The following is a 24,520-nucleotide window of genomic DNA, read 5'->3' on the forward strand; positions in this document are numbered from 1 at the left end:
ACTTCAAGAGAGGCAGCTTCATTGTTGCCTCTCTTTTGTTTTAACAAGTAGTTTTCAACTTCAAAATATTTCTCTATTCTTTCTTTAGGGAGGAGCGTAGTTAGCCCAAGCCGACTACGTTGCTTCCTAAAGGTATACGAAAGAAAGAGACTATAAATAAGTTAGATACGAGATAAAATTAAAGTGATTTATTAGATAAGCAGCATAATTAACGATAAATTAATGAGATAAGGATATTATAGTATCTGTTACTTCACTAATATTGCTATGACAAGTTTCATGGTCTTTCGGTACAGAGTTCTATCTAATCTGTAAGATTAAAGATAATGAAACCAGATTGTAAATATTGCTAATGCTACTTTAACAGCAGGCATTTTTTTATGGATATTGGTTTGTTATCAATGAGCAGTTGATAGAAATAGATACCACTGGCTACATCTTTCCGGAAATCGTTTTTCCCATCCCAGATCAGAGTGATCTGAGAGTCACTATCAACATGAGCTTTGTATAGATTACGAACTCTTTGTCCTTTGATGTTATAGACGATCAGTTCTGCTTCACCTGGAGTGTTAACTGAGAAAGAAAAATGGGTAATGGCATTAAAGGGATTGGGGTAATTACTATGTAATTTGGCTGGCTGTATTGTTCTATTGGAAGATGAGTCAGCTGCCAACGATCTAATTTGTCCACTGCTATAAGTACGTTCGGTATAAGTCAGGGTAGCTAAATCTGTTTGACTTGGTGTTTGAAATTGCACATAATAGAAATCGTTAGGGTTTACCATTGGTTGGTTGTTATCATATTGTTGCCAGGGTGTCCATTCTATGAGACCTACATTGTCAAACCAAACAGAACCAGCTCCTAAATCCTGCCCGTTACTCATCAGATAAATATCAAAATACCCGGCATTTCCAGGAACACTTAACTCTTTGTGAAAGTAAGTCCAATCATTCGTACCCGATAATGAAACTACTAAATCTTCGCTACCAAGAGCATAAGAAATTGTCCGGGTAGTATAATAACGGATCTGTATGTTGGCACTACCAATGCTCTCTGTTTTAATATAACCATTCAGTGTATAGCCGGTATTCTCGTATTTTTTTATCCTTAGCTTGAGATTGTTGGAGAGAGAGCCGGTACCGGGAGCTCTGTTATGTCTAAGAGAACGTTCTCCTTGATAGGCTGTTATGTTGTCATAAGAGACATTAGAATTGGACGTATTCCATAAGGTGCACCCTTCATCTTCAAAATTACCAAACCAGATAAGTTCTCTTCCCAGTCGGTATTGGTAATTACCAGAAGGTTGTATATACATCAGATTTGCTGGATAGGCATTTCTTGTAAAACGCAAAGGTCGGGAATACCAGATGTTGTTCTGTTCTTGAAAGCTGAGTACTCCTTCATAATGGAAATCTGAGAAGTTCATTGACAGAGTATCCATGATAACATAAGCCCTGATCTCGTCTCGGTCTATGTCGAGATAAGTGTCGAGTTCTTTGGAACGACGGGCGAGATAATCGAGAATATGTAGTCCGAGCTGTCCTGTAGCCGGCTGTGGGATATAATCGTCTATATAGACCGGTGTAACGGAATAGCCGACAAAGCCGGTTTCATCGGCTTCGGCATTGAGGATCATAGTCGGCATGGTTTCCGGATAATCGAGATCGAAGATATAATTACCGAGTGAATGAGCGATCAGTTTACCGTTATACACTTCCAAACCTTGAATAATATGCGGATGATGGGAAACAACAAGATCTGCACCCGAATCAATCATGTAGTGACGAATTTCTCTATCCCACATCTTTGGAATATCCAAACGACCAAGAAACTCTTCTCCGACATATAGCTCACCATATCTGAAATAGTCGTAATCACTGACCGGACCGAGAGAATATTCGCTTCCGGAATGAAGATACATAATCACTAAATCTGAAATATCCCTTACAGAGTTGATCTGTTGCTGAACATAGTAGGGTGTCATATAGGCAAAACCTGGTCTGTTGTATCCGGCTTGCAAATAGGGCTGGAAGTTGTTATAATGTCCTGTGCGGTCACTAGAAGAGAGAAAAGCGACATTGATCCCTTTCTTAGTAAAAAAAGCCGGAAGATATGCTTCATATGAGTTAGCACCTGCACCGAGGTGTTTAATACCGGCAGTCTCTAAAACCTGCTGTGTTTGTTGTAAACCGGGTAACATATAGTCTAAGATATGGTTATTTGCCAAGCAGGCAAGATCAACTCCGGCATAAACGAGTCCAGCAACGTTATTAGGGTGTCCTTTAAAACAGATAGTTTTGGTGGGGTGGGTGGTTGTAGCAGTGGTCAGAGGGGATTCGAGATTGATAGCAGTGATGTCGGCTGCATTTCCGAGCAAATGGAGAGTCGGTTCAAAAATGGCCTGCACACCCTGAGTAGGAATGATCCCACCGGCTTGTTCATAACTACGTGCTAACATTACATCACCCACAAAATTGATCCTGAGAGGTAAATTAGAATCACCATCAGGTATATCTACCTGTGTCGAAGCAAAACCCCAATTACCGGCAGGATTGATAACAGCCAAAAACACTGTAAAGGGGTAATCAGCTACTATCAGATAAGTATGAGCCGGATTCTGTTCATTGCTTGTTCCTCCATCTCCAAAATCCCAATAATACTGATGTTCATCATAATCAGGGTCATCAACAATACTGTAAAACTGCACATCAAATTGGCGTTGATGTGAGCTTGTGTGGTAGATTCGATTAGAATTATAAGTGATCTGTACCTGTGGTTGCGAAGGGAGTATTTCTGTGATATCCAAGATCATATCGAAAAATAGGACCCCCGGCTGAGGTAGATTGTCGTTGTCATTAACAAAGACGATACTCGTGATAGTTGGTTCATATTCGAACCAAGCCATCCAATCATTTCCGACAGGCAATTGATAGAGATTCCATGTATTATTGGGAAAGTAGCCCTGATAAACAGAGAGCCACTCTTCAATATCGAGCATAGTTGTACCAGCAAAAGAATAAAAGAGGACATTTTCATTGTCCATTAATCCAAAACCTTGATATCTACCGACAGATTGGATAAAAGAGGCAACTTGCCAGACAGAATCGGTGGTTAATGGTAAAGGGTCTATCTCCAATATCTTCCAGGTATTACCGAAAAGTTTTAAAGAGTATTGTGAATCACCATAGGTATTACTTGAATCTAAAGACCAAGCATCAGGTTGCATATCTTCACCGGGATAAGAGAGAAGATCAATAGTACCCAGATTAAAATCTTCTATTACATATTGAGCATATAAAAAAGATGAAAGTAGAAACAGAAAGCCCAATATCAAGAACCTGCTTGATTTATACATAGTTCCCCCAACGCAAGGTTTGATCAAACCAGAAAATTATTTTAAGTATTTTCATATACAGGTGATCCTATTTCAGCAGAAGCATTTTTCTTACTTCTGAGTATTCATTTGCTTGCATACGATAGAAATATACTCCACTGCTTACCTGTTTATATCTCTCATCACGACCATCCCAAATTATTCTATGTTCTCCGGTCGGCAAGAAGTCGTCTATAACACTTTTCACCAGCTGACCGCGATTATTATAGATAGAAATAGTAACTTTGCTCGGTTCCGATAAACTGAAACAGATCGTAGTCTCCGGATTAAAGGGATTGGGATAATTGCCTTTGAGAGTGGTTATCAAAGGAGTTATTAAATCTTGATCTACTGAAGTTACTGTTACTTCGACAGTGTTAGACGGTTCTGATTCTGCTTCATCATACAGTGCTGTGACATAGTAAGAATATGAAGTTCCAACAGTGACTTCATAATCATGATATAAAGTTGATGTAATTGGTACTTGGTTAATCATTACATCGTCACGATATAAATTGTAACCTTCTAATACCCAACGGCTATCATGATTATAACTACTTGGCCTTGTTCTGATTTGAGAATTTATTCTTTTTTTATCCTGTTCATAAGATTCTCTTAGAGCACCATAAGGAACTTCCCAACTGAGAAGCACTCCATTGTTTGTAACCTCTGCTGCAAGATTACGCGGTGGATTATAATAGATAATTGTAAAAAACCCTTCACTAACCCCATTGATCATGGGATTTTCAATTTCACTTACTTTTATTTTACCTGCCATAGTTCCGATTTGCGGTATCTCCCAGATATAGGGTGAACTGGTAGCAGATAGATTCTCAGCAATGATCAACCAGTTATCTCCTCCATCATAGGAGTATGATATGTTAACTGTCTCCACATTGACGGTTTGCCAATAAATAGATTGCTGAGTGCCGGGGTACCAAACTTCTCCACCAGACGGTTGTGTTACTATTATTTCTCTATCACTGATAGTAAAGGGAGAAACACTGATACCAAAAGCGTTTACATTGATCACATTTATGACCTTGACGAGACATTGGGATGAAAAAGTGTCTGGTATTGTCCATTCAAAAAAGCCGATAGCTGCCGGATAGGGGATGTTTTGGACAGGTAACCAGTTAATCCCATTATCTATTGAATAATCTATCAAGACATTAGATACTTCATTCGTTGCCGTCCATTCGATAAGATGAGTTGAACCGATAATTAAATTTTCCCCCCCGAGAGGGGAGAGGAGAGTAATCAAGGCCGAGATACTGAAAGGTTCCGATTCTGCAGCAATATCGCTATTATAATGATCTTCTAATCGGAGTAATGCTTCATTTGAGTTGTGATTAGGGATAAGCCAATTATAATTGGTTTGTTGAAGGTCTTCTATGATTATTTGCCAATTATCTCCATTATCAAGTGAATAATAGAGATTAAACTGATGACTATTAAAAGCCGTGATATTGATCTCGTAATAATTACCACCGATCAACTCTAAGCCAACTATAGGGTAAGCAAAATCGAGTTTGACGATAGAGAAAAGGGAAGAGCTGATACTCTCTGTTTGAGGGTTACTGCTATCTTGTATCCTTATTCTTGCATAATTTGTCGGTAAATCAGGAACATTCCAGATATAGTAACCGGTATGTGCATCAATTTGTGAAGCAATTTCAATCCAGCTATATCCATTATCAATACTCAATAAGATATCAACGTTACTAACTTCAGTACTGTTCCATAATATCTCATAAGATTTTCCTACTTGCCATCTGATGTTTGAATCTGTGGGGGAGAGAAGAGATAAACTGGGTAGTATTTCGTCGGTAACAGAAAAAGTCGTATCGCTTTCAACAGTGTTCTCTGTATCATCAACGTAAAATTGTGCTCTGATCTTGTATTGATCAGAGATCAGAGTCGGAGTTAACCAAAGATATGCACAATCTGAACCGTTAACTGTAGCGATATCGTTCCAGCTCGTACCATTATCAGTTGAGTATTGGAGATTAAAGGCAACATCAGGTCCTTTAAAATACCATCTGATGAGATGTTCTGTACTTGATTGCCATATTTCACCACCATTAGGTGTTATTATGCCGTATTGCAGTGAAGATATTGCCAGACTATGTTGATAACCTGCTGCTATCGAGGTAAAATGATTACCTGAGGGTACTTCACACTGCTCAGAACTGTTCATACCCCAAGCAAGAAGAGTCCCATCAGACTGAATAGCCAAACTATGCTCTCTACCTGCTGAAATGGATTGGAATGAATATCCTGCCGGTATATTACATTGACCGGAAGTGTTTCTACCCCAAGCAGAGATCGAACCTTCCTCTCGAAGAGCCAGATTATGGTAGCTTTTTGCTGAGATACTTATAAAATCATTGCCCACGGGAACAGTTATCTGACCATAGTTATTTCTACCCCAAGCTGAGAGAGAGCCGTCATTTCTGAGTGCTATACTGTGAGTAGCTCCGGCAGCTATCATGACATAATCATTACCAGCAGGAACAATGCTCTGACCATAGTGAGGATATTCACCAGTATTAGTCGTTCCAGCACCCCAAGCTGCTAAAGTTCCATCCTCTCTGAGAGCAAGATTATGTATTCCACCACAGGCGATAGCTATAAAATCATTCCCTGTGGGAGTGTTTATCTGACCATAATTGTTTCTACCCCAAGCAACGAGAGTTCCGTCTGAACGTAAAGCAAGACTGTGCAAATCTCCCGCTGCAATAGCTATGAAATCATTACCTGTCGGTACTACACTCTGACCAAAATGTGGATAGATTCCTGTATTAGTAGTCCCTGCACCCCAACCTACTAAAGAACCGTCTGTCCTAAGTGCTACAGCATGAAAATCTCCGGTAGCTACTGCAATAAAATCATCACCAGCAGGGACATTTTCTAATCCATGACCAGAAGAACCCCAAAAACTTAAGGAACCGGGAAGCGGGTTCTCAAGAATTACAGTAGTAGATAGACATTTAGCAGAAGGTGATAAAAAAAATACAGACAGAATTAGTGTGGCAAAAATTCTTCTGTCTTTCATTGTGCCTCCCTGAATTTTTGAATCTCTATCAGTCACGGCAAATAGTTTAATAATAACTGAAATTATCAATTCTCTTTTCTTACTTCAACAAAGTTAGGTTAAGATTGTCAATATTTTTCTGAAAGACCAGTTTGCTTGCTTAAGTTAACCTGATATTCTATTGACAAATATAGTTACGGTTCGAATGTGACAAAAAAAATCAAGGAAGCTCATGAGAAAGGGAATTGTCGCTATTGTAGGTCGTCCTAATGTTGGGAAATCGACTCTCTTTAATCGTCTCTGTCGTAAGCGGAGTGCCATTGTTGATGCGATGGAGGGGATTACTCGCGACAGGAAATATGAAATTGTCGAGTGGACTAATAAAACCTTTTATCTTGTTGATACCGGTGGTATTGTTTTTAATCCGGAAGACGATATTACGAAAGCAGTCAAGACACAGGCGGAGATAGCAATCTCCGAAGCTGATCTGATACTCTTTATAGTAGATGCTAAAGTTGATGTAACTGCTTTGGATATGGAGATCGGAAAATTACTAACCGCTCATCATCACAAGGTTCTCTTAGTTGCCAATAAAGCTGATACACAGGAAGAGGAGCTTGACGTTTTCGGCTTCATGAAACTCGGTTTTGGAGAACCGCAGGCAATTTCAGCTACCCACGGGAGACATATTGGTGATCTCTTGGATTCGATAATTGAGCGTCTCGAAACATCAGATTATGAAGAAACTGAGATTGATGAGATCAAGGTTTCGATTGTCGGGAAACCAAATGTCGGCAAGTCCTCTCTCCTGAATAGATTAGTGGGAGAAAACACAGCTATTGTTGACAAAGTACCGGGTACTACTCGCGACGCTATAGATTCAAATCTTCGTTATCATGCAAAGAATATCCGATTGATAGATACAGCCGGCTTAAGACGCAAAAAGAGCATTAAATATGGGGTTGAGTATTTCAGCGTGATGCGTACAATAGAGAGTATCGACCGGAGTGATATTGTCGTGCTGATGATAGCAGCCGATGATGGTGTTACCGAGCAGGATCAGAAGATTGCCTCTTATGCTGCCCGTAATTATAAAAGCATTATCATAACCGTTAATAAATGGGATTTGATCACTAAAGATAACAAAACTATCGGAAATTTTGTTAAAGATATCCGGGAAGATCTCTCTTTTATCAATTATGCACCTATAGTCTTCATCTCTGCCCTGACTAATCTCAGATTGAGAAAGATACTCGACCTGATACTGCAGATAGACGAAGAGAGCAAAAAGAGGATATCAACTTCCGAACTGAATGATTTTATGGAAAAGGTTGTAGGGAAATTTCCTCCTGCTCATTCCAGTGGAAAACATACCAAGATCTATTACTGCACTCAGCCGAGTGTTCAGCCCCCGGTATTCATCTTTTTCTGTAATAACGCCAAGTTTATAACAGAGAGTTATCGTAGATATCTACATAATCAATTACGGGAACGCTTCAAATTTGAAGGGGTAACGATAAAAACGATATTTCGTAGCAAAGAGAGACAAAAGAATGCTAAGTAATCTTGTTTTGATAATAGTAGTTTCTTATCTAATGGGTAGTGTACCATTCGGATATCTGTTAGGGAAAATCATTAAAAGAATTGATATCAGAGAACACGGAAGCGGAAATGTCGGAGCTACTAATGTATTGCGTGTTTTAGGGTGGAAAATTGGGTTGATTGCCTTTTTATTGGATCTGCTCAAAGGATTTGGAGCTGTTTTATTTGCTAAGTTGATCATGCCTGAGAGTAGTCTGATATATATCTTCGCCGGTTTGACCGCAATTGTTGGGCATATGTTCACTATCTTTCTCCGATTCAAAGGGGGTAAAGGGGTAGCTACTTCAGCCGGTGTTTTTGCTGCTCTGATCCCGGTTTCTATTTTGATCGCTCTACTCTGCTTTATTGTTGTTACGATTATCAGCCGTTATGTCTCTCTTAGCTCAATAGTGGCAGCAATAGCATTAATTGTTGTACAAAGTGTATTCACATTCCGAAATGGAATGCAAAACATAGAATATCTGATATTAGTTATCATAGTGGCAGGATTTATCGTATTTAAACATAAAACCAATATTAGCCGTTTAATAAACGGTACAGAGAATAAGATAAGTTTTAGGAGCAAATAAAGTGTGTGGGATAATTGGGGTCTTCAATAAAGAAAAAGCTGCTGAACTAGCTATGTTGGGGCTTTTTGCCGAACAACACAGAGGACAGGAAAGCTGCGGGATGGCAGTCAGCAACGGAAAGGTTTTTAAATTAAAAAAGAAAATGGGTTTAGTTAAGCAGGTCTTTACCCCTGAGTTATTAACAGATCTGAATGGATATATAGCAGTGGGACATGTTCGTTACCCAACCTGTGGATCAGCAACAGAATTCAACTCCCAGCCCCATACTGTTGAGACTTTAGCAGGGCCCTCTTTTGCGTTGGCAAGTAACGGTGATATCGTCAATTATAAACAGCTCCGGCAAGAATTAGAAGATAAAGGGGTCTATTTCAATAGTGATAATGATGGTGAGTTGCTGCTTAAATACATTGTCTATCAGGTTGAGAAAGAGAGGAAGACAATTCCTGAGAGTATCTCCCAGTTGATGACTAATGTTAAAGGGGCTTACTCAACTGTATTAGCAACGCGTGATGAACTCTATATGTTTAGAGACCCACATGCTATCAGACCAATGGTTTGGGGTAAACGGTCTGATGGGGTAGTTGTTGCTGCTTCGGAAAGTTGTGCTCTTGATATAATCGGGATCAGACAAGCAAATGAAGTCGGAGCTGGAGAGATTATCATTGTCAGCAAAGATAAGTTAGAAACTCAGTCGGGAATATCAGCCACATTAGGAGAGAAACAAAGTTCAACTCACTGTATCTTTGAACATATCTATTTCTCCAGACCGGATAGCTTTCATTTTGGTGAGAATGTCTTTCAAGTCAGGCAAGCTCTTGGCTATTATTTGGCTGAAAATGATGATTGTGAAGCAGATATGGTCATTCCTGTACCTGATTCGGCAAATTTTATAGCTCTCGGATATGCCAGAAGAAGAAACATTCCCTATGAAATGGGTCTGATCAGAAATCACTATGTTGGAAGAACTTTTATCAAACCGGAACAAACAATCCGTGATGAAAGCGTGCATCAAAAATTCAATACCCTTCCGAACTTTCTGGAAGGGAAAAGAATCGTTCTGGTTGATGATTCTATAGTGAGAGGTACAACGATCAGGAATTTGATCAAATTGATCAAACAATCGGGAGCAAAAGAGGTGCATCTTCGTATTGGTTCACCACAAGTAAAATTTTCTTGCTATTACGGCATTGATACACCTAATAGAGAAGAACTTATTGCCAATAAGTTACCTTTGGAGGAGATAAAAAACTATATAGGTGCTGATTCACTTTTGCATCTCTCGATTGATGCCTTAAAAAAGACAGTCAGGAAACCGGAAAACTACTGCTATGCTTGCTTTAATGGGAATTATCCGGTAAAATGATCATTAAGGAAGTGGAGGACGAACAATGGATCTAAACCAAATTAATGAGATTATTGAAAGCTATAGAGACAAGAAAATTGCTGTTATTGGTGATATGATGCTCGATCATTATCTCTGGGGCAAAGTCGAAAGAATTTCTCCGGAAGCTCCTGTTCCTGTAATCGATGTAGAAAGAGAAGAATATCGGCTCGGAGGAGCTGCTAATGTAGTATTTAATCTAAAGGCACTTAATGCTATACCTTTCACTATAGGTACAACTGGGAATGATATGTTTGGTGACCAGATTTTCTCAATATTGGAAGAAAAAGGCATAGAAAAAAGTTTTTTATTGCGTGATAAAAGAAAACCAACGACTAGAAAAAGCAGGATAATTGGTCATCATCAACAGGTAGTGAGAGTAGATTATGAGTCTCGAGACGATATTGACAAAGAGTTAGAAGATAAAATTATCAATGCCTTCCAAGAACTGATCTCTCAAATAGATGGTGTGATTATTGAGGATTATAACAAAGGACTTCTAACTGCCAGAGTTATAGAAGAGATCATGAAAACAGCTACTATGGCAAATAAACCAATCACCGTAGATCCAAAATTCAAAAATTTCTTTCTCTATCGTAATGCTACCATATTTAAACCAAATTTTAATGAATTGCAGAGGAATACAGGGCTACCGATCGAGAGTGAAGAGGACTTTGATTATGCAGCAAGGGTTTTGATGCATAAACTTAGCCCGGAGTATCTAATTATCACAAGAGGGGAGAAGGGGTTGGTCATTTTTACTCAGAAAGGAGATCGTATCGATATCCCTACCTTTGCTCAGGAGGTTTATGATGTCTCTGGTGCCGGCGACACAGTGATCAGTACCCTGACTCTTGGACTTTGCAGTGGGGTAGATATAGAGAAAGCAGCTATCATAGCCAATCATGCTGCCGGAGCCGTTTGCGGGAAAATAGGAATTCAACCTGCCTATCCGGAAGATATTATCAACTCTTTCAGGAGTTTTAATAAATCCTGAGCATTGAGCACTAAATTGAATTTCTACAAAGAGTAGTTCTATCAATTTGATGTAGAGTTTATTGTGGGATAAAAATCCCTGAGCCACAGAAGACACGGTGAGAAAACACATTATAGGGGGCGACCAATGGTCGCCTTTTTAGTAGCATAGAGTTTTGATTGTGTATTATTTTTTTTATTCCCTACCACGTGTTATAATGATGATTAACACAGGCAAGATGACGGTTGAATAATCTGTGTAGGGGCGGTTCACGAACCGGCCGTTTTTTTAATAATTATCCGACAAATTAGCTGTTTCTTGATTCAAAGATGAAACGGTTCACGATAAAAAGATGAAAAATACTCTAATAGGCGGTTCGTGAACCGCCCCTACACTGCATTATAAAGCTATTATGAGCTAAATATAATCCAGAGTACTTACCAAATCTTGCTAACCTAATCCCTGTCATCTGAGTGTTCTTCATCATATTTGGTACAGACTACTCAGAGTAACAACGGTGTCGAACTGACAAGAATTCCAAAAATCACTCAAGGTGAAACGAGTAAAGTTTCCTTATATGAAATATTTTATCGAATCATATTCCTTCTTGGAGGTAAGCTCTCCCTGATTCTGGTGGGGAATCTTTCTACCGTTATGCGATAGAAAGATCTTGGTCCGGTAACGAGTTCATAATATGTAGTTAGCGTACTTACCGGTCGGACAATCAGGTTTTCAGGTCCGGCAGTAAAGTAGGGGTCTTCTTCTTTGTAGATATTAAAATTATCTACACTCAAAGGGTATGACCATTGTAACTGAATAGCATTGTTATTTGATGAATATAGTATAGTTAAGTCATCAATAGGGGGTAAAGGGAGCCACGTGATTTCTATTGGTCCATAAGTATTATTTAACTCATCACTCTCATCAACCTCTTCATCGGTATCGATCTGAAACCATGAGTTCCAATTTTCTGCTACGTAGTACTCGAACTCAAAAGGAACAACAATTGGACTACCCGGAGTAACAGAGGTAACATTAGCATAGAGATCTCCAACCATACGTGGTGTTGGAGCATCATCGAGATTAAAGTACAAGTCCAGATAAACTGGATTTGGAATATCCATTGTACCATTATTCGCTACTGTAGCCGAAAGAATGATCGTATCACCAACATAAGGATTCGATATTGACCAGTCGATATCTATAATTTCCAGATCAACGTAGCCTAATACTACCCAAGCAATTCGACTATATAGGTCATCTTCAAAACTATCACCACTAAAAGCACCAGAGACATTATTAAAGGTTACCGATCCCTGATCCAGGGTTTTTCTTACATTATTAGTACCACTCCAGGTATTGGCAGGAAAAATGGCATTATTAACCTGTAATGTTTGATTATTATTTATCGTTAAGAGAGTACCTTCTGCTATACCATTTCTGAAAGTACAATTATGAAATGAGTGAACAGGATCTACAATAGCTCCATCCATAATATTTATACCATTCGTACTCGTGTATTCAAAAATTGCTCTATTAGCTGAGATAGTTCCACCCGAATAAACATTAAGATTATAATGACCTTCTGTGTGGGTAATTAACGCATTTTGAGCAACAGTACCGGCTATAGTAAGAGTACCACCAAGATTAACATTGATAGATCCATTGTTACCAATCTCTACTTGGTTGTTTTGGACACTTAACTTAGCTCCGTTACTAATGTTGATATTTGATCCTACTCTAAGGATGTTTCCGTCCATTCTTAGTTCATTTCCGCTTAAGATGTTCAGATTACCCAGAACTTTCAATGGTTCGGTACTATCTGATGAATATACATAGAGTTCGTTCTGTCCATCAACACTAATTACTAATTGCCCAAAATGAGCTAACGCACTTTGAATTCTTATCGCACCACCATAGTAACCTCTCATTACAGTCACAACGGACAATGGTAATTGTACTGTAGCACCATCGTAAGCGAACCAATTACTATAGCATTGAATTTCACCATTTGATATTTGTGCTAAAGAACCAGGATACCAGTTGATATTCCATCCGGATCTTAACAATTCCATATTGCTATTCATCAGTATCTTATCATGAACCAGAATATGTTGACCCACATTGGCTTCGTATCCGTTTAGCTTGAATGTTCCGTTGTATACGATCAAACTTCCTGAGCAGTTAAAATTACCTAGTAAAACAACACTGTTTGACCTGGTATCAATGTTTATTGTGCTTAATGTTGACCTAATCACTCTTCCAGAATCCGCGATAGTTATACTTTCATTTTCTCTAGCGATCTTATCAACAACTACATTGAATGGACTTCCTGATGAGGTAAGAACGTATGAATCATTTGCAGAATGTAGATAAAAAGTTCCTCCCATTGGATTAAAATCAGCCCGATCGCAATAAAAATTGCCTACTGTACGGATAGTTCCACCTGTTATATTATCTGTTAGTGTAAATACGGTTTCAGAATTGATAAATAGATGATGGTTGGACATTTCTATCACACCATCACTCATATTTATGATAGCACTTCCTTGTTCTGATGGCCAGTAGATAGTACCGTCTCCACCAGTAAGGTTCATTTCACCACCCGACATAGTTATACTACCCCATAGATCGAGGAAACCGGTCGGGGATTGATGCAAATTCATTATTCCATCTGAAACACTGAAATCTCCTCGCATTACTACTTGAAATAAGTCATTTGCAGTGAAAGTACCACCTGATACGCTTAATGTTCCGGAAGTCCATTTATAAAAATCGCATTCTGTAACACTTTCTGGGAAATCTAAATATGCACTACCTGATTTATTGACATTTAATAGATAAAAATGCTCACCATAACAAGAACTGTTTCCAGTCCCCGTAAAAATTACTTCTCTATTACCCTCCTCAAATCCAGATGGACCGACCAAATTAGTCCAATCACCTGAAATTTGAATTATCGGAGGAGCGATAAGGACTCCATTTTCAATCAGCATACTACCGGCAATGTTAAGGGTTGTTGTTGCAGTTACAGTATTATCAGTTCTTGCTGCTTCAATTGCATTACCAAATCTATCTATTTTAGATACTGAACTAATATTATCGCTTCTATCAGTAACATTCTTATTTATGTGCAAATCATAGACATTGGCACCATTCACCATACTAATTATTGAATCAAAACTACTATAGAGCTCTAAAGCGCCACCAGTAGGATTAAAATTGCTCCTATTACATACAAAATCCCCTACTGTTCTAATGACTCCACCTGTTATATTCTCTGAGAATGTATAAGTTGTACTATTATATACTCTAATTCCCTGATCTTTGAAATCTAATATTCCCCCACTCATATTTATAAAAGCATCTCCACCCCAAGACCAATAGGATAAATCAGAACCACCATAAACATTAAACTCTCCTCCCAGAATAGCAATATTTCCGTTTAGATCTATATAACCATCATTATGGACATTAATGATCCCTGTTGGGTAAACCAGCCAGTGTCCTGCAATTCCATTATCAGCTAAAGAAGTTGTGTTGAATACTCCAGTATCGGCTACTAATGTTCCCGATGTCCAGTTATAAGAATTACAGTAAGTTGGATTTGTTGATATACGTAAGCTGGCAGTCGGAGATTTGTTTAACTCCAAGTTATTGAATGTTTCTCCGTAGCAATAGCTGTTGTCAGTACCATAAAATACTACTAATCCTGACCCTTCTGTAAATCCCTCAGGACCAACACTATTGATCCAATCACCGGAAATATTTATCACCGGTGGAGCTACCAGAATACCCTCTATGATCCATAGTTGACCGGTAATGTTTAGATTAGTTAAAGCAGTGACAATATTAGGGTCAGTTCTTTGACTTACTGATCCGGAAAGAAGTTGGTGATCATATCTTGAAATTTCCTTATTAATATACAAATTGCATAAACTAGAACCACTTACTTGAGATATTGTAGTGGAATTGCTTCCATAAAGTTCTATAATGCCAGCAGATGGATTAAAATCTGGTCTCTCAATCAATAAGTTACCCTTGATTTTTATTGTACCGCCTGTTATTGTTTCAGTAAAGGTATAGATAGGGTTGTTGTGAATTCTCACCCCTTGATCCTTAAAATCAAGAACACCATTACTCATGGTAATTGTTGAATTATTAGTAGCTGGCCATAATGAGTAAGAAATACCACCATAGACATTAAATTCACCACCATGAATATTTAGGTCTCCATTTAGATCGATAGACGAACCTACATTATGCAAATTGATTACACCAGAAGCAATTGACCAGGACCCCACTATTCCGTCATCAAGCAGACTGTTTGCTGTAAAAGAACCAGTACCTACATAAACAGTACCTGCAGTCCATTTAAAAGCAGCACATGTTATATGTCTAATATAACCTGAGATTTTAAATTCTTTACCTGGCTTGTCTATCTCCAGAATATGGAAATCTTCACTTTGATTACAGGTCTGATCATGACTGCTACCGTAGAATACAACTCGCGAACTACTTTCAATAAAAGCATGAGGTCCAACAGTGTTATTCCAGTCTCTGCGGATTCTAATAGTATGACTATTGGCGTTGAAGAAACCGTTAACAAGATTAAAAGATCCTCTTATCTCAATATCACTGTTAAGATTTACAATAGAAGCTGGAGAGATAGTCAGATTTATTAAGTGGTCACTAGAATTATTAAAAGATATAGTTTGAGATTCACCATTCATCTTTAATTCACCGTCTGTAAAAGCAATACTACCTGTACTTGTTAGATTCCCCTTCAATTGCGTGATTTTATTATGATTCGAAGCATACGTACTGCCGGCTAAATTCCAGAGATTTCCGTTAATAGTGAACCCAAAAAATGATGTACTACTGATTATCAATTTACCGGGTGCTGTCTTATTAGATATTAAATGATGAAATTGAGTGTTAGCGGAATTATTAATAATAGTAGAATCATTACTTCCAGTGAATTCCACATAACCTAATTCCATCTGTACATTTGATCCAATTTCGAAAACCATATTGCCATTGCAATATATATCAGCATTACTGTGTGTAATAGATACCGAGGAATTAGCTAACCATGTTACATCACCATTAACGATCAAATTTCCATAAGAATGGGTCATTATCAATTGCCCGTCAATGATCAATTCATCAGAAATGTTTAGATGATTTGCATTGATCTCGACACTTGCTCCGGAGTTTATTTTCAGACGATAGATAAATACTTCAGCATCAGCAATAACTGGGTAACGAACTTGTCCTTCTGGTATGATCACGTCATCGGTTATACCCGGAACCGTACTTTTTAGCCAGTTACCTGCTGTATGCCAATTAGTTGAAATGTCACCTGTCCAGACGTTTGGTGGACTGTCTCTTAACATGAAGGTGATCGTTGGATCCCCTGATGGTCCAACATCTGTTATGACAAGATCACCATCCGGAGTAGTAAAATTATCGATATACAACCAAGGTTTCGGGTCAGTATAGTTATGGATTTCAGTTCGTCCGACATTATTTGAATAATTCGCTTCATTAAGGATGCCATTTACATCGATTGTACCCCCGGGTCGATAGATATAGATCTCGTCTGGTGGACCATTTATGTTTCCTCTTAAAGTTGTTCCGTCATAGCTTGTTTGTACCCGATAGATTATTAAACCAGTAGCTGGTAGATGATACTCATAACGACCGACTTTCCGTCTATATTCAACAATATAGAATTGATCAGGGTCACTTGATAGTATTTTGTAGGCAGCGAATGGTGACTGATCAATAGCTTCAAGAGTGTAAGTTGTTGGAGTCACAGTGGGAGTTATCACAGGTATGGATGCAAACCAGGTTCCATATTTCAGTTTACTATAGACAAGAGAGTGTCCACGGCCATTAGACATCAGACACCAAGCACCAACAGGAGATATTCCAGACCAGGGTTCATTATCTACCGGTTTATGATAAAAATCCGGAAAGCCGATCTCATGACCCATTTCATGGCACAAAACTCTTACTACCAATGATGTTTCAAACTGAAAAATCAAACTTCTAACATTAACACCATGAATAGTACCTACCGAACCAGAAAAACCCCACCGTGTTGGCCATAAAATATTTCCCCAATTGTCTTTTTCTCCACGAAAGATGAAAGTAAGACCATCTAGTCTTCCGTCATCATCATTATCATAGTCTAGATAATCCGGTACATGCTCTTCAATTTTTTCTACCAGTTCAGTTGCTAACGCTACTAGTCTACTATTATATTCAGATTCTGTATAGCCAATAGGATTAGTTACTTCATTATAAGGTGAATAGTAGCCACGGGGATTATCTAATACGATTGAGACAACACTGCTTGAAGGACCGGCAGTTGGCCGCAGAATACTATTGATCGACAACTGACTATTGGAAACCTCATTGTAATAGTCTTTTAGAGACGATTGAGATGTTGAATTGAACATATTCTGATAGTAGGTATAGTTATTATCTGTAGGAAATTCAGTCTGATCGCTGAAACGCACAAAACCCACTATATTGTTAATCGTACCGATCGGTGAAGTTCGATATCCTTCTCCTCGATAATGCTGTTGCTCTCGACGACGTTGATCAATGGCCGGATCTTTTTTCAACAAGCCAGGAGATATTCCTAATATAGAAGGATCATATTGACCAACAATATATTCGGAATGGGTAATTGAATCTCCATCAGGTATGGCATAAACTATATATCCTGTTCGGGGGTGAACAAGCATTGTATAATTGTTTTCATCGTGTACGCGCCGATAGTATTCATCACCAGTGATAAATGCTTCATAAGTAGAACCATCTGGCTGGGTGATAGTATATGGCATGTTTTCTACAAAATGAGCAAATAATGTGCAAATTATAAAAGCGAAACCTAAGATCACAAGTAACTTTTTCATAGCAACCTCCAAAATTTTATCTCGAAAAATTGGTTTTGAATCGGAATCTTATTATTAACTACAAAGAATATGGAATCTGACTCTAACTATATATAGCAGTAAAAATCTTATGATGAGTTGATTATTATTATATCAAAAAACAGCACCAATTGTAACATAATAACCTTCATTAATATCTCCTCATTTGAGGATTAAAAGGTTCTGTTAGCAAATCTCGTATCAGCAAATAATTACAATAAAATGATATCACTATCAATTTATCTATTAAGAAATTGGAGATATTTTGTCAAGAACAATTTTGGTACTAAGCAAATTTAATTGTTTTGTTTGATTGCTTTTGGCTAATGATAAAGTACAAACTACTCATATCTGAAAAGATCATGACTAATTAATCGATTATAAAATTACCTAAAGCAACCATAAGGTGTCTCTATAGTCGGATACCATCCGACTATAGAGACACCTTATGGCATATCATTTCTTCAACTGTGGTTAAGAAGTCATAATTATGACCATATAAACTCTGTTTTATTTACAGGTTAATCTTAACAAATAATTACTTCATTTATTCGCCCATTATAAAGTTGCCATTGGCTGGTCTATCCAAATATCGTTCTGCACTAACCCTATAAAAAAAGAAAGGTCCGCTTACTGTTTCAGTATATTCGGTTTGGTTGCTGGGTGGACGGATGATCAAGTTATCTTCACTCGGAGTAAAATATGGATCAGTACTGCGATAGATCTTGAAATTGTCAGCTGAGGTTGGATATGTCCAGCTAAGATGAATTGAATTTGTAGCAGATAGATATTCGATATTAAGGTCTGTTATCATTGGTAATCCTAACCACGTGATGGGTACAGGGCCAAATATATTGTTTGATGTGTCTATATCGTCCACGAGCTGATCAGGGTCAAGATACAGCCATGTATTCCATTCTTCGGGAATTCCATGTTCTATCGTGAAATTATGGGTTATCAATTCCCCGGGAGCCATAGCCCGGATCATTCTATTTTCGTCTCCGTTACTAAAGGGAGCCGGCGGATCATCAAGATCATAATACAAATGAAGGTAAATGATTGCTGAAATATTGGATGATCCGGAATTCAGGATCGTCACAGTAAGAGTAGAACTATCCCCAAAATAGGGAATAGGATTTGACCACTCTGCACTGACGATCTGGATATCTATAAATCCGGCATCAGACCAAATAATACGATTATATGTATCATTATCGAATGCTTCTCCACTGAAATCACCATATGATTGAATAAAAGAGACACTTCCCTGATTAACTGTTTTTGAGACGTTACTCAAGCCACCCCAGGTATTTGTCGGGAAATGAGCCAGAGGAATTGTTACTACATCACTGTTGTTTATAGTTAATAAAGTCCCATCTATACTACCATTTCTGAAAGAAGAGTTTCCTAAAGAAAAAACTGGATCTATTGTTGCTCCGCTTTTAACGTGGAGACCATTAGATGTCATATATTCAAATAATCCTTGAGTAGCTGCAATTGTACCGTTTAGTTCCACATTAAAATCATAATAGCCAAAAAAACTCGTAACTGTTGCTGGTATTCCGGAGCTTCCATAGACTTCCAAGCGGCCACCACCGTTGACATTCAAACTCTTAAAATTCCCCATATAGAGAGTTGAACCGGCATCGAGCTGTAAAATTGCCCCATTGTTGATGTTTAAATTCCCTGTACAAATTATGTTATGACCGTTAGAATCGAGAAAACCTGTTTCAATTGTGAGATTTCCTTCATTCATCAGAGGTAATGAAGAACCGAGACTGACCCTTTGATAGCGTAAAGTCCCATCATCAGTGTCTGTTCGGCTAACTGATTTGTCTATAATAACATCATAGAAATTACCTGAAGTGCCATTATAGGTAATAACCTGATCCTCGGCACCATTAAAATGCACACTGTTTTGTGTATTGGAATTGAATCCGCCATTAGGATTAACAGTAAAATTATTATAGAAATGATGATTGAAGTAATTACCCGTATCATGCCAGAGTCCTCCATTTAGTTCGAAGGAACCATGAACCTCCACTGGATTATTGATAAAGCAATAGCTACTGGCTGGTTTTTCGATGATCAAATTGTAGAATTCTAAAGGAGCTCCAGTACGAATAACACTCTGATTACTTGTACCATTGAAAATTACCGTAGATTGATCATAGAAAAAACCGGTTTCATTACTACTGGTGGAATTATTATCGATCCAATTGCCATTGACAACGATATACGACTCATTGGAGTAATATGTGTTCAGTCCTGCCATAGAAGATATTGTTAGATGATAGGTAATTAGATAATTGTCTTCTGCCAATACCAGTGTTCCATTATCTATAAGGAGATGATTGTGGATGTGCATTACGACACTATCAGACATTATAAAATAAGGAAAAGAAGTCTTATTCAGAGTCAGATTATAAAATTCTTCATTACTGTTAATAGATTGGAGCGAACTGCCATTGAAAACTACCAAACCATTTCTCTCATTAAAAGCTGTAGAGCCGATATTATTAGTCCAGTTGCCTCCAATAACTATACTGTAATTGGAAGGAGATACGTCAAGATTTCCTGATGCAATGGTTAGAGAACCTTTAATAATAAGATCATTAGCTAAGAAAAATCCTGTCGGATCAGAATCGATAATCAGATTCGGTAACCAGTTACCGTTTGATATGTTCAGAGCATAGTTCCCACCGGAAAGATTTGTATTGAAGATTACTGTTCCTCCGGCAGGTTGGAAAGTATTCGGATGAACCGCATTAATACCGTTACATTTCAAGGTACCGCTATTTATCGTAGTTAAGGAACCGGCTTCTACTTCCAGGGTGTTATACCAGGCTTCAAAATTACCGGAGTTGATATTAAGAGTACCACGTAAGTAATTTGTTCTTGGTAGAGTAGAGTCAAAATAGTAGAAATTTCCACTGTTAATAGCTAAAAGACTGGTAGGGGCGAAATCAGGTTTACCCTGGATCATAGCTGTCGTAGTATGGATATCGAGTTTGCCGTCCAGATCGAGATTACCCAGAACATAGAGGTCTTTGTTGCCAAGATCAAGTTCATTGTTTGCTGCGATGGTAAGATTACCCGTAACCCATAGATCGGTTGTACTCGAGTTATGTGTTGTATAAGTACCCCCCGTAGTTCCATCTCCGATGATCAAATTACCAAACTGGGTACTGGTATCTCCCAAGAGGATAGATCTTGACCAAGGTGATTTCAGGTGAGTTGTCACTATAGCTGGGAGCACTACATTAGCTCCATTATAAACACTCCAGTAAGAATTGCATTCTATCGTACCCGCTGTAATTTGTGCTTCCGAACCATCATACCAGAAGAAATTTCCACCTGATATGATCTTATCGAGAGGATCCCACATTCTGAGTTGATCATAGATAAAAATGTCGTTTGTAATATTGGCTTCGCGTCCCCAGAGCCAGAGTGTTCCATCTTCCAGGGTAAGATTATTATTAGCGGTAAGATTAGACATCAATCTTACTGTATTTGCCCGGGTTTCACGGATAATATTTCCCTCTCTGTCACGTCTGATGATATCCGATCTTGTGACAGGTCCGTTGTCAATGCTACGATCAGTTTTATTGATCTTCAGATTATAAAGAGTTCCGACTGTCATATTTAATTGGGCATCTATCGAGGAATACAGCTCTATTGTACCACCGGAAGGGTTAAAATCGTTTCTATGACAGGAAAAGTTTCTTGATGTCCTGATCGTACCACCGGTAATATTGGTATTGAAAGTTTCAGCTGAGGCAATAAAGATGCCATTGTCGTGAACATCGATCAGACCATCCTGCATATTCAGGGCGGCATATCCATCATAAGGCCACCAAGAGTCACCATTACCACCATAGAGATGCAATTCTCCCCCTGTGATGTTCAGTGTAGCTCGTAGATCAAGATATTGGGAACTCTCTTGATGTAGATGGATAAATCCTGAGTTGAGATTAATTATTCCTCTGATCCAGGGGTCTGCCATATCCAGAGCAGTGAAAGTGCCACCATTGACAGTAAGAACTCCTCCAGACCATTTATAGGAATTACTGGTAACCGTGTTTCCGTAGGGTATTATAAGCTGACCATAACCTGCTTTACCGAGCTCGAGTTCATTAAAAACTTCATTGTAACAATAACTGTCGGTAGTGCCTGTGAAAATTACTTTAGAATTAGCTTCATTAAAAGCGGCTGAACCAATAGTATTATCCCAATGACCAGATAGCTTGATAGTATATGAAACCGGATAGAGTACTCCACTCCAAATAATTAAATTTCCTGTTATAGTAAGATTACTGTTCAGAATAACGCTGTCAGAAGGATTGATCTCAAGATGATGAAAATGAGCATTTGTACCTGCTAAATAAATTGTCTGATTATCACCACTCATCTTGAGAGTTCCTGTATTCCATTGAATACCTGAGTTGTTATTTAGATCGGATAAATTACCTAAAAGTGTAACAGTACCACCAAAGTTATTATTGGTAACACTCGTACTACTATTAACTAAATTACCATTAATGTTAAAAGGATGTAAAGTTTCTGATGAGATAGTTAAGGTACCGGGTGATGATTTACTGGAATGCAAATTGTTGATTATTCTTCCGGGGCTTTTTATGATCAGTTGAGAGGGGTCAGAACCATAAAATTGCAGGGTTCCGTTGTGCATGTGGAATAATGAACCGGGTTGAACTATAAGATCTCTATAACAGTTAATGGCAGCACCAGGATTAAAGATATATACTGATGAGCCGTCTTCCCAGACCAAATCACCATGAACAAAGATATCACTATCGGCATTTACCAAGTTGATCTGATTCTTCACTGTCATATCACCAGAAGCAGAAAGATAGTAATTCTGGATCGTTAAAACGGCATCATCCATAATCGTAATATCTTTACAATAGGCATTACCTTCAGATATAATAGGGTCGTACCATGGACTGCCATGAATAATGATGTTATCATTTCCTGTAGGAACAGTTTCAGGCTTCCAGTTGTTAGGATTATGCCAATCTGATGAGTAAAAACCTATCCAATAATGAGGGATAACATCCCTTAAAACAAAAGAAATAGTTTCACCTCCAGCAGGTCCTATATCCGTAATAATAAGTGAACCATCAGGAGTAGAATTATTATCATAATATAACCACGGTTTTGGATTCATATAGTTATGGATAGCTGTGCGTCCCTGTGGGGTTGGATAAGCTGCCGCATCAGGTGTTCCATTAGTATGTATAGTTCCATCAACACGGTAAACATATACCTCATCCGGAGGACCATTTTTATTACCATTTATCGGTTGTCCGCCGTAACTTGAGATAATGCGATAGACTATCAAGCCGCTATTGGGATTACCTATCTCATAGCGACCGGTTTGTCGACGGTATTCTACTACATAGTACTGATCGGGATTTGTACTCTCTATCTTATAAGCAGCATAGGGAGAAATATCTACTGCAGGAAGTGTATAAGTGGTTGGAGTGCTTGTTGGAGCAATAACAGGTATTTCCGTAAACCAGGTTCCATATTTCCATTTGTTATATACCAGACTATGATTGTTATTACCGGAAGCCATTAAACACCAACCGGCAACTGGTGCTATGGTATTCCAGGGCCATTCATTACTGTAATGATAAAAATCGGGAAAACCGATCATATGCCCCATTTCATGACAGACTACTCGAACTCCGATACGTTCTTCGAAATTATAGACACAGTGAGTTACATCTATACCATTTATAGTACCAACAATGTTACCAAAACTCCAGTGAGTTGGCCAGAGAATATTTCCCCAACCATCTACATCACCACGAAAGACAAAGGTCAACGCATCCAAAATACCATCATTATCATTATCTAAGTCCATCGTAGGTATATATGGTTCAATTTTCTCGATCAACTCACCGGTTAAATCATATAGTCTTGACCACATTTCGTTTTCATCATTATAACCCGTTGGATTAGTCGTTGCATTATAGGGAGAATAGTAATTTCTCGGGTTATCTGCTTGGATGGATAATACAAAGCCACCCGTTTGTGGAGGAGGATACAAATGAGAATTTACAGTCAGTTGACCACTGGAAACCTCAGTATAATAATCTTTTAATGATCTGTCTGAAGTAGAATTGAACATATCATTATAAAAGTTAAACGAGGTCGTGTTAGGAAATTCAGTCTGGTCACTAAAACGTACAAAACCAATGATGTTATTAAGTGTACCTACTGGAGAACCGCGATTCCCGGCATCACGATTTGCCTGCTGCTCTTCTCGCAAACGATCTATTGCCGGATCTTTTTTAAATAGATGAGGGACTATACCCAAAGTTGCCGGGTCAAACCTTCCTGCTATATAATCGGATTCTTTTATTGAGTCACCTTCAGGAATAGCATAGACTGCATAACCCGTTTTCGGATGAAGGACAAGAGTATAACCATTATCGTCGTGTACTCGACGATAATACTCATCACCTGTTACGAAAGCTTCCAAAGTCGAACCATCTGGTTGAGTGATAGTAGTAGGCATATTTTCAACAAAACCTGCATAAAGAAAAAAAGGCACTAAAGCGATAGTCAAAATCATAAGTAATATGAACTTATACATGTAAAAC

8 protein-coding genes are annotated in these 24,520 nt (G+C 38.3%); 4 read left to right on the plus strand and 4 right to left on the minus strand.

Annotated elements, in window-relative coordinates; genetic code table 11:
- Positions 1-355 precede the first annotated feature (355 nt).
- A complete protein-coding gene (locus K0B81_03155) occupies positions 356-3,355 on the minus strand; it encodes a CapA family protein (GenBank protein MBW6515600.1) in 3,000 nt (999 codons plus the stop codon).
- Positions 3,356-3,422: 67 nt separating this feature from the next.
- Positions 3,423-6,431, minus strand: coding sequence for a T9SS type A sorting domain-containing protein (locus K0B81_03160; protein MBW6515601.1), 3,009 nt, complete (start codon positions 6,429-6,431; stop codon positions 3,423-3,425).
- A gap of 211 nt (positions 6,432-6,642) precedes the next feature.
- Between K0B81_03160 and der the strand changes: the two genes are divergently transcribed.
- From der to rfaE1, 4 genes are read left to right on the plus strand one after another with little or no spacing between them, the layout of a single operon-like run.
- On the plus strand, positions 6,643-7,974 hold the full coding sequence (der, locus tag K0B81_03165; GenBank protein MBW6515602.1) for a ribosome biogenesis GTPase Der: 1,332 nt from the start codon (positions 6,643-6,645) through the stop codon (positions 7,972-7,974).
- A complete protein-coding gene (plsY, locus tag K0B81_03170; protein ID MBW6515603.1) occupies positions 7,964-8,581 on the plus strand; it encodes a glycerol-3-phosphate 1-O-acyltransferase PlsY in 618 nt (205 codons plus the stop codon). Before der ends, plsY begins: the two co-directional genes overlap by 11 nt.
- A gap of 1 nt (position 8,582) precedes the next feature.
- Entirely contained in the window at positions 8,583-9,944 is a 1,362-nt protein-coding gene (gene purF, locus K0B81_03175) for an amidophosphoribosyltransferase (GenBank protein MBW6515604.1), read from the plus strand.
- Between the two features lie 25 nt (positions 9,945-9,969).
- On the plus strand, positions 9,970-10,959 hold the full coding sequence (rfaE1, locus tag K0B81_03180) for a D-glycero-beta-D-manno-heptose-7-phosphate kinase (GenBank protein ID MBW6515605.1): 990 nt from the start codon (positions 9,970-9,972) through the stop codon (positions 10,957-10,959).
- A 566-nt stretch (positions 10,960-11,525) separates the two neighbouring features.
- On the opposite strand, the gene K0B81_03185 is transcribed toward rfaE1, so the two are convergent.
- Together K0B81_03185 and K0B81_03190 are read right to left on the minus strand one after the other, a co-directional pair.
- Positions 11,526-17,870, minus strand: coding sequence for a M6 family metalloprotease domain-containing protein (locus tag K0B81_03185; protein ID MBW6515606.1), 6,345 nt, complete (start codon positions 17,868-17,870; stop codon positions 11,526-11,528).
- Between the two features lie 565 nt (positions 17,871-18,435).
- On the minus strand, positions 18,436-24,513 hold the full coding sequence (locus K0B81_03190) for a M6 family metalloprotease domain-containing protein (protein MBW6515607.1): 6,078 nt from the start codon (positions 24,511-24,513) through the stop codon (positions 18,436-18,438).
- Between the last annotated feature and the right edge of the window lie 7 nt (positions 24,514-24,520).

Source organism: Candidatus Cloacimonadota bacterium, from assembly GCA_019429305.1.
In the GTDB taxonomy this organism is placed as follows: Bacteria; Cloacimonadota; Cloacimonadia; order Cloacimonadales; family JAJBBL01; genus JAHYIR01.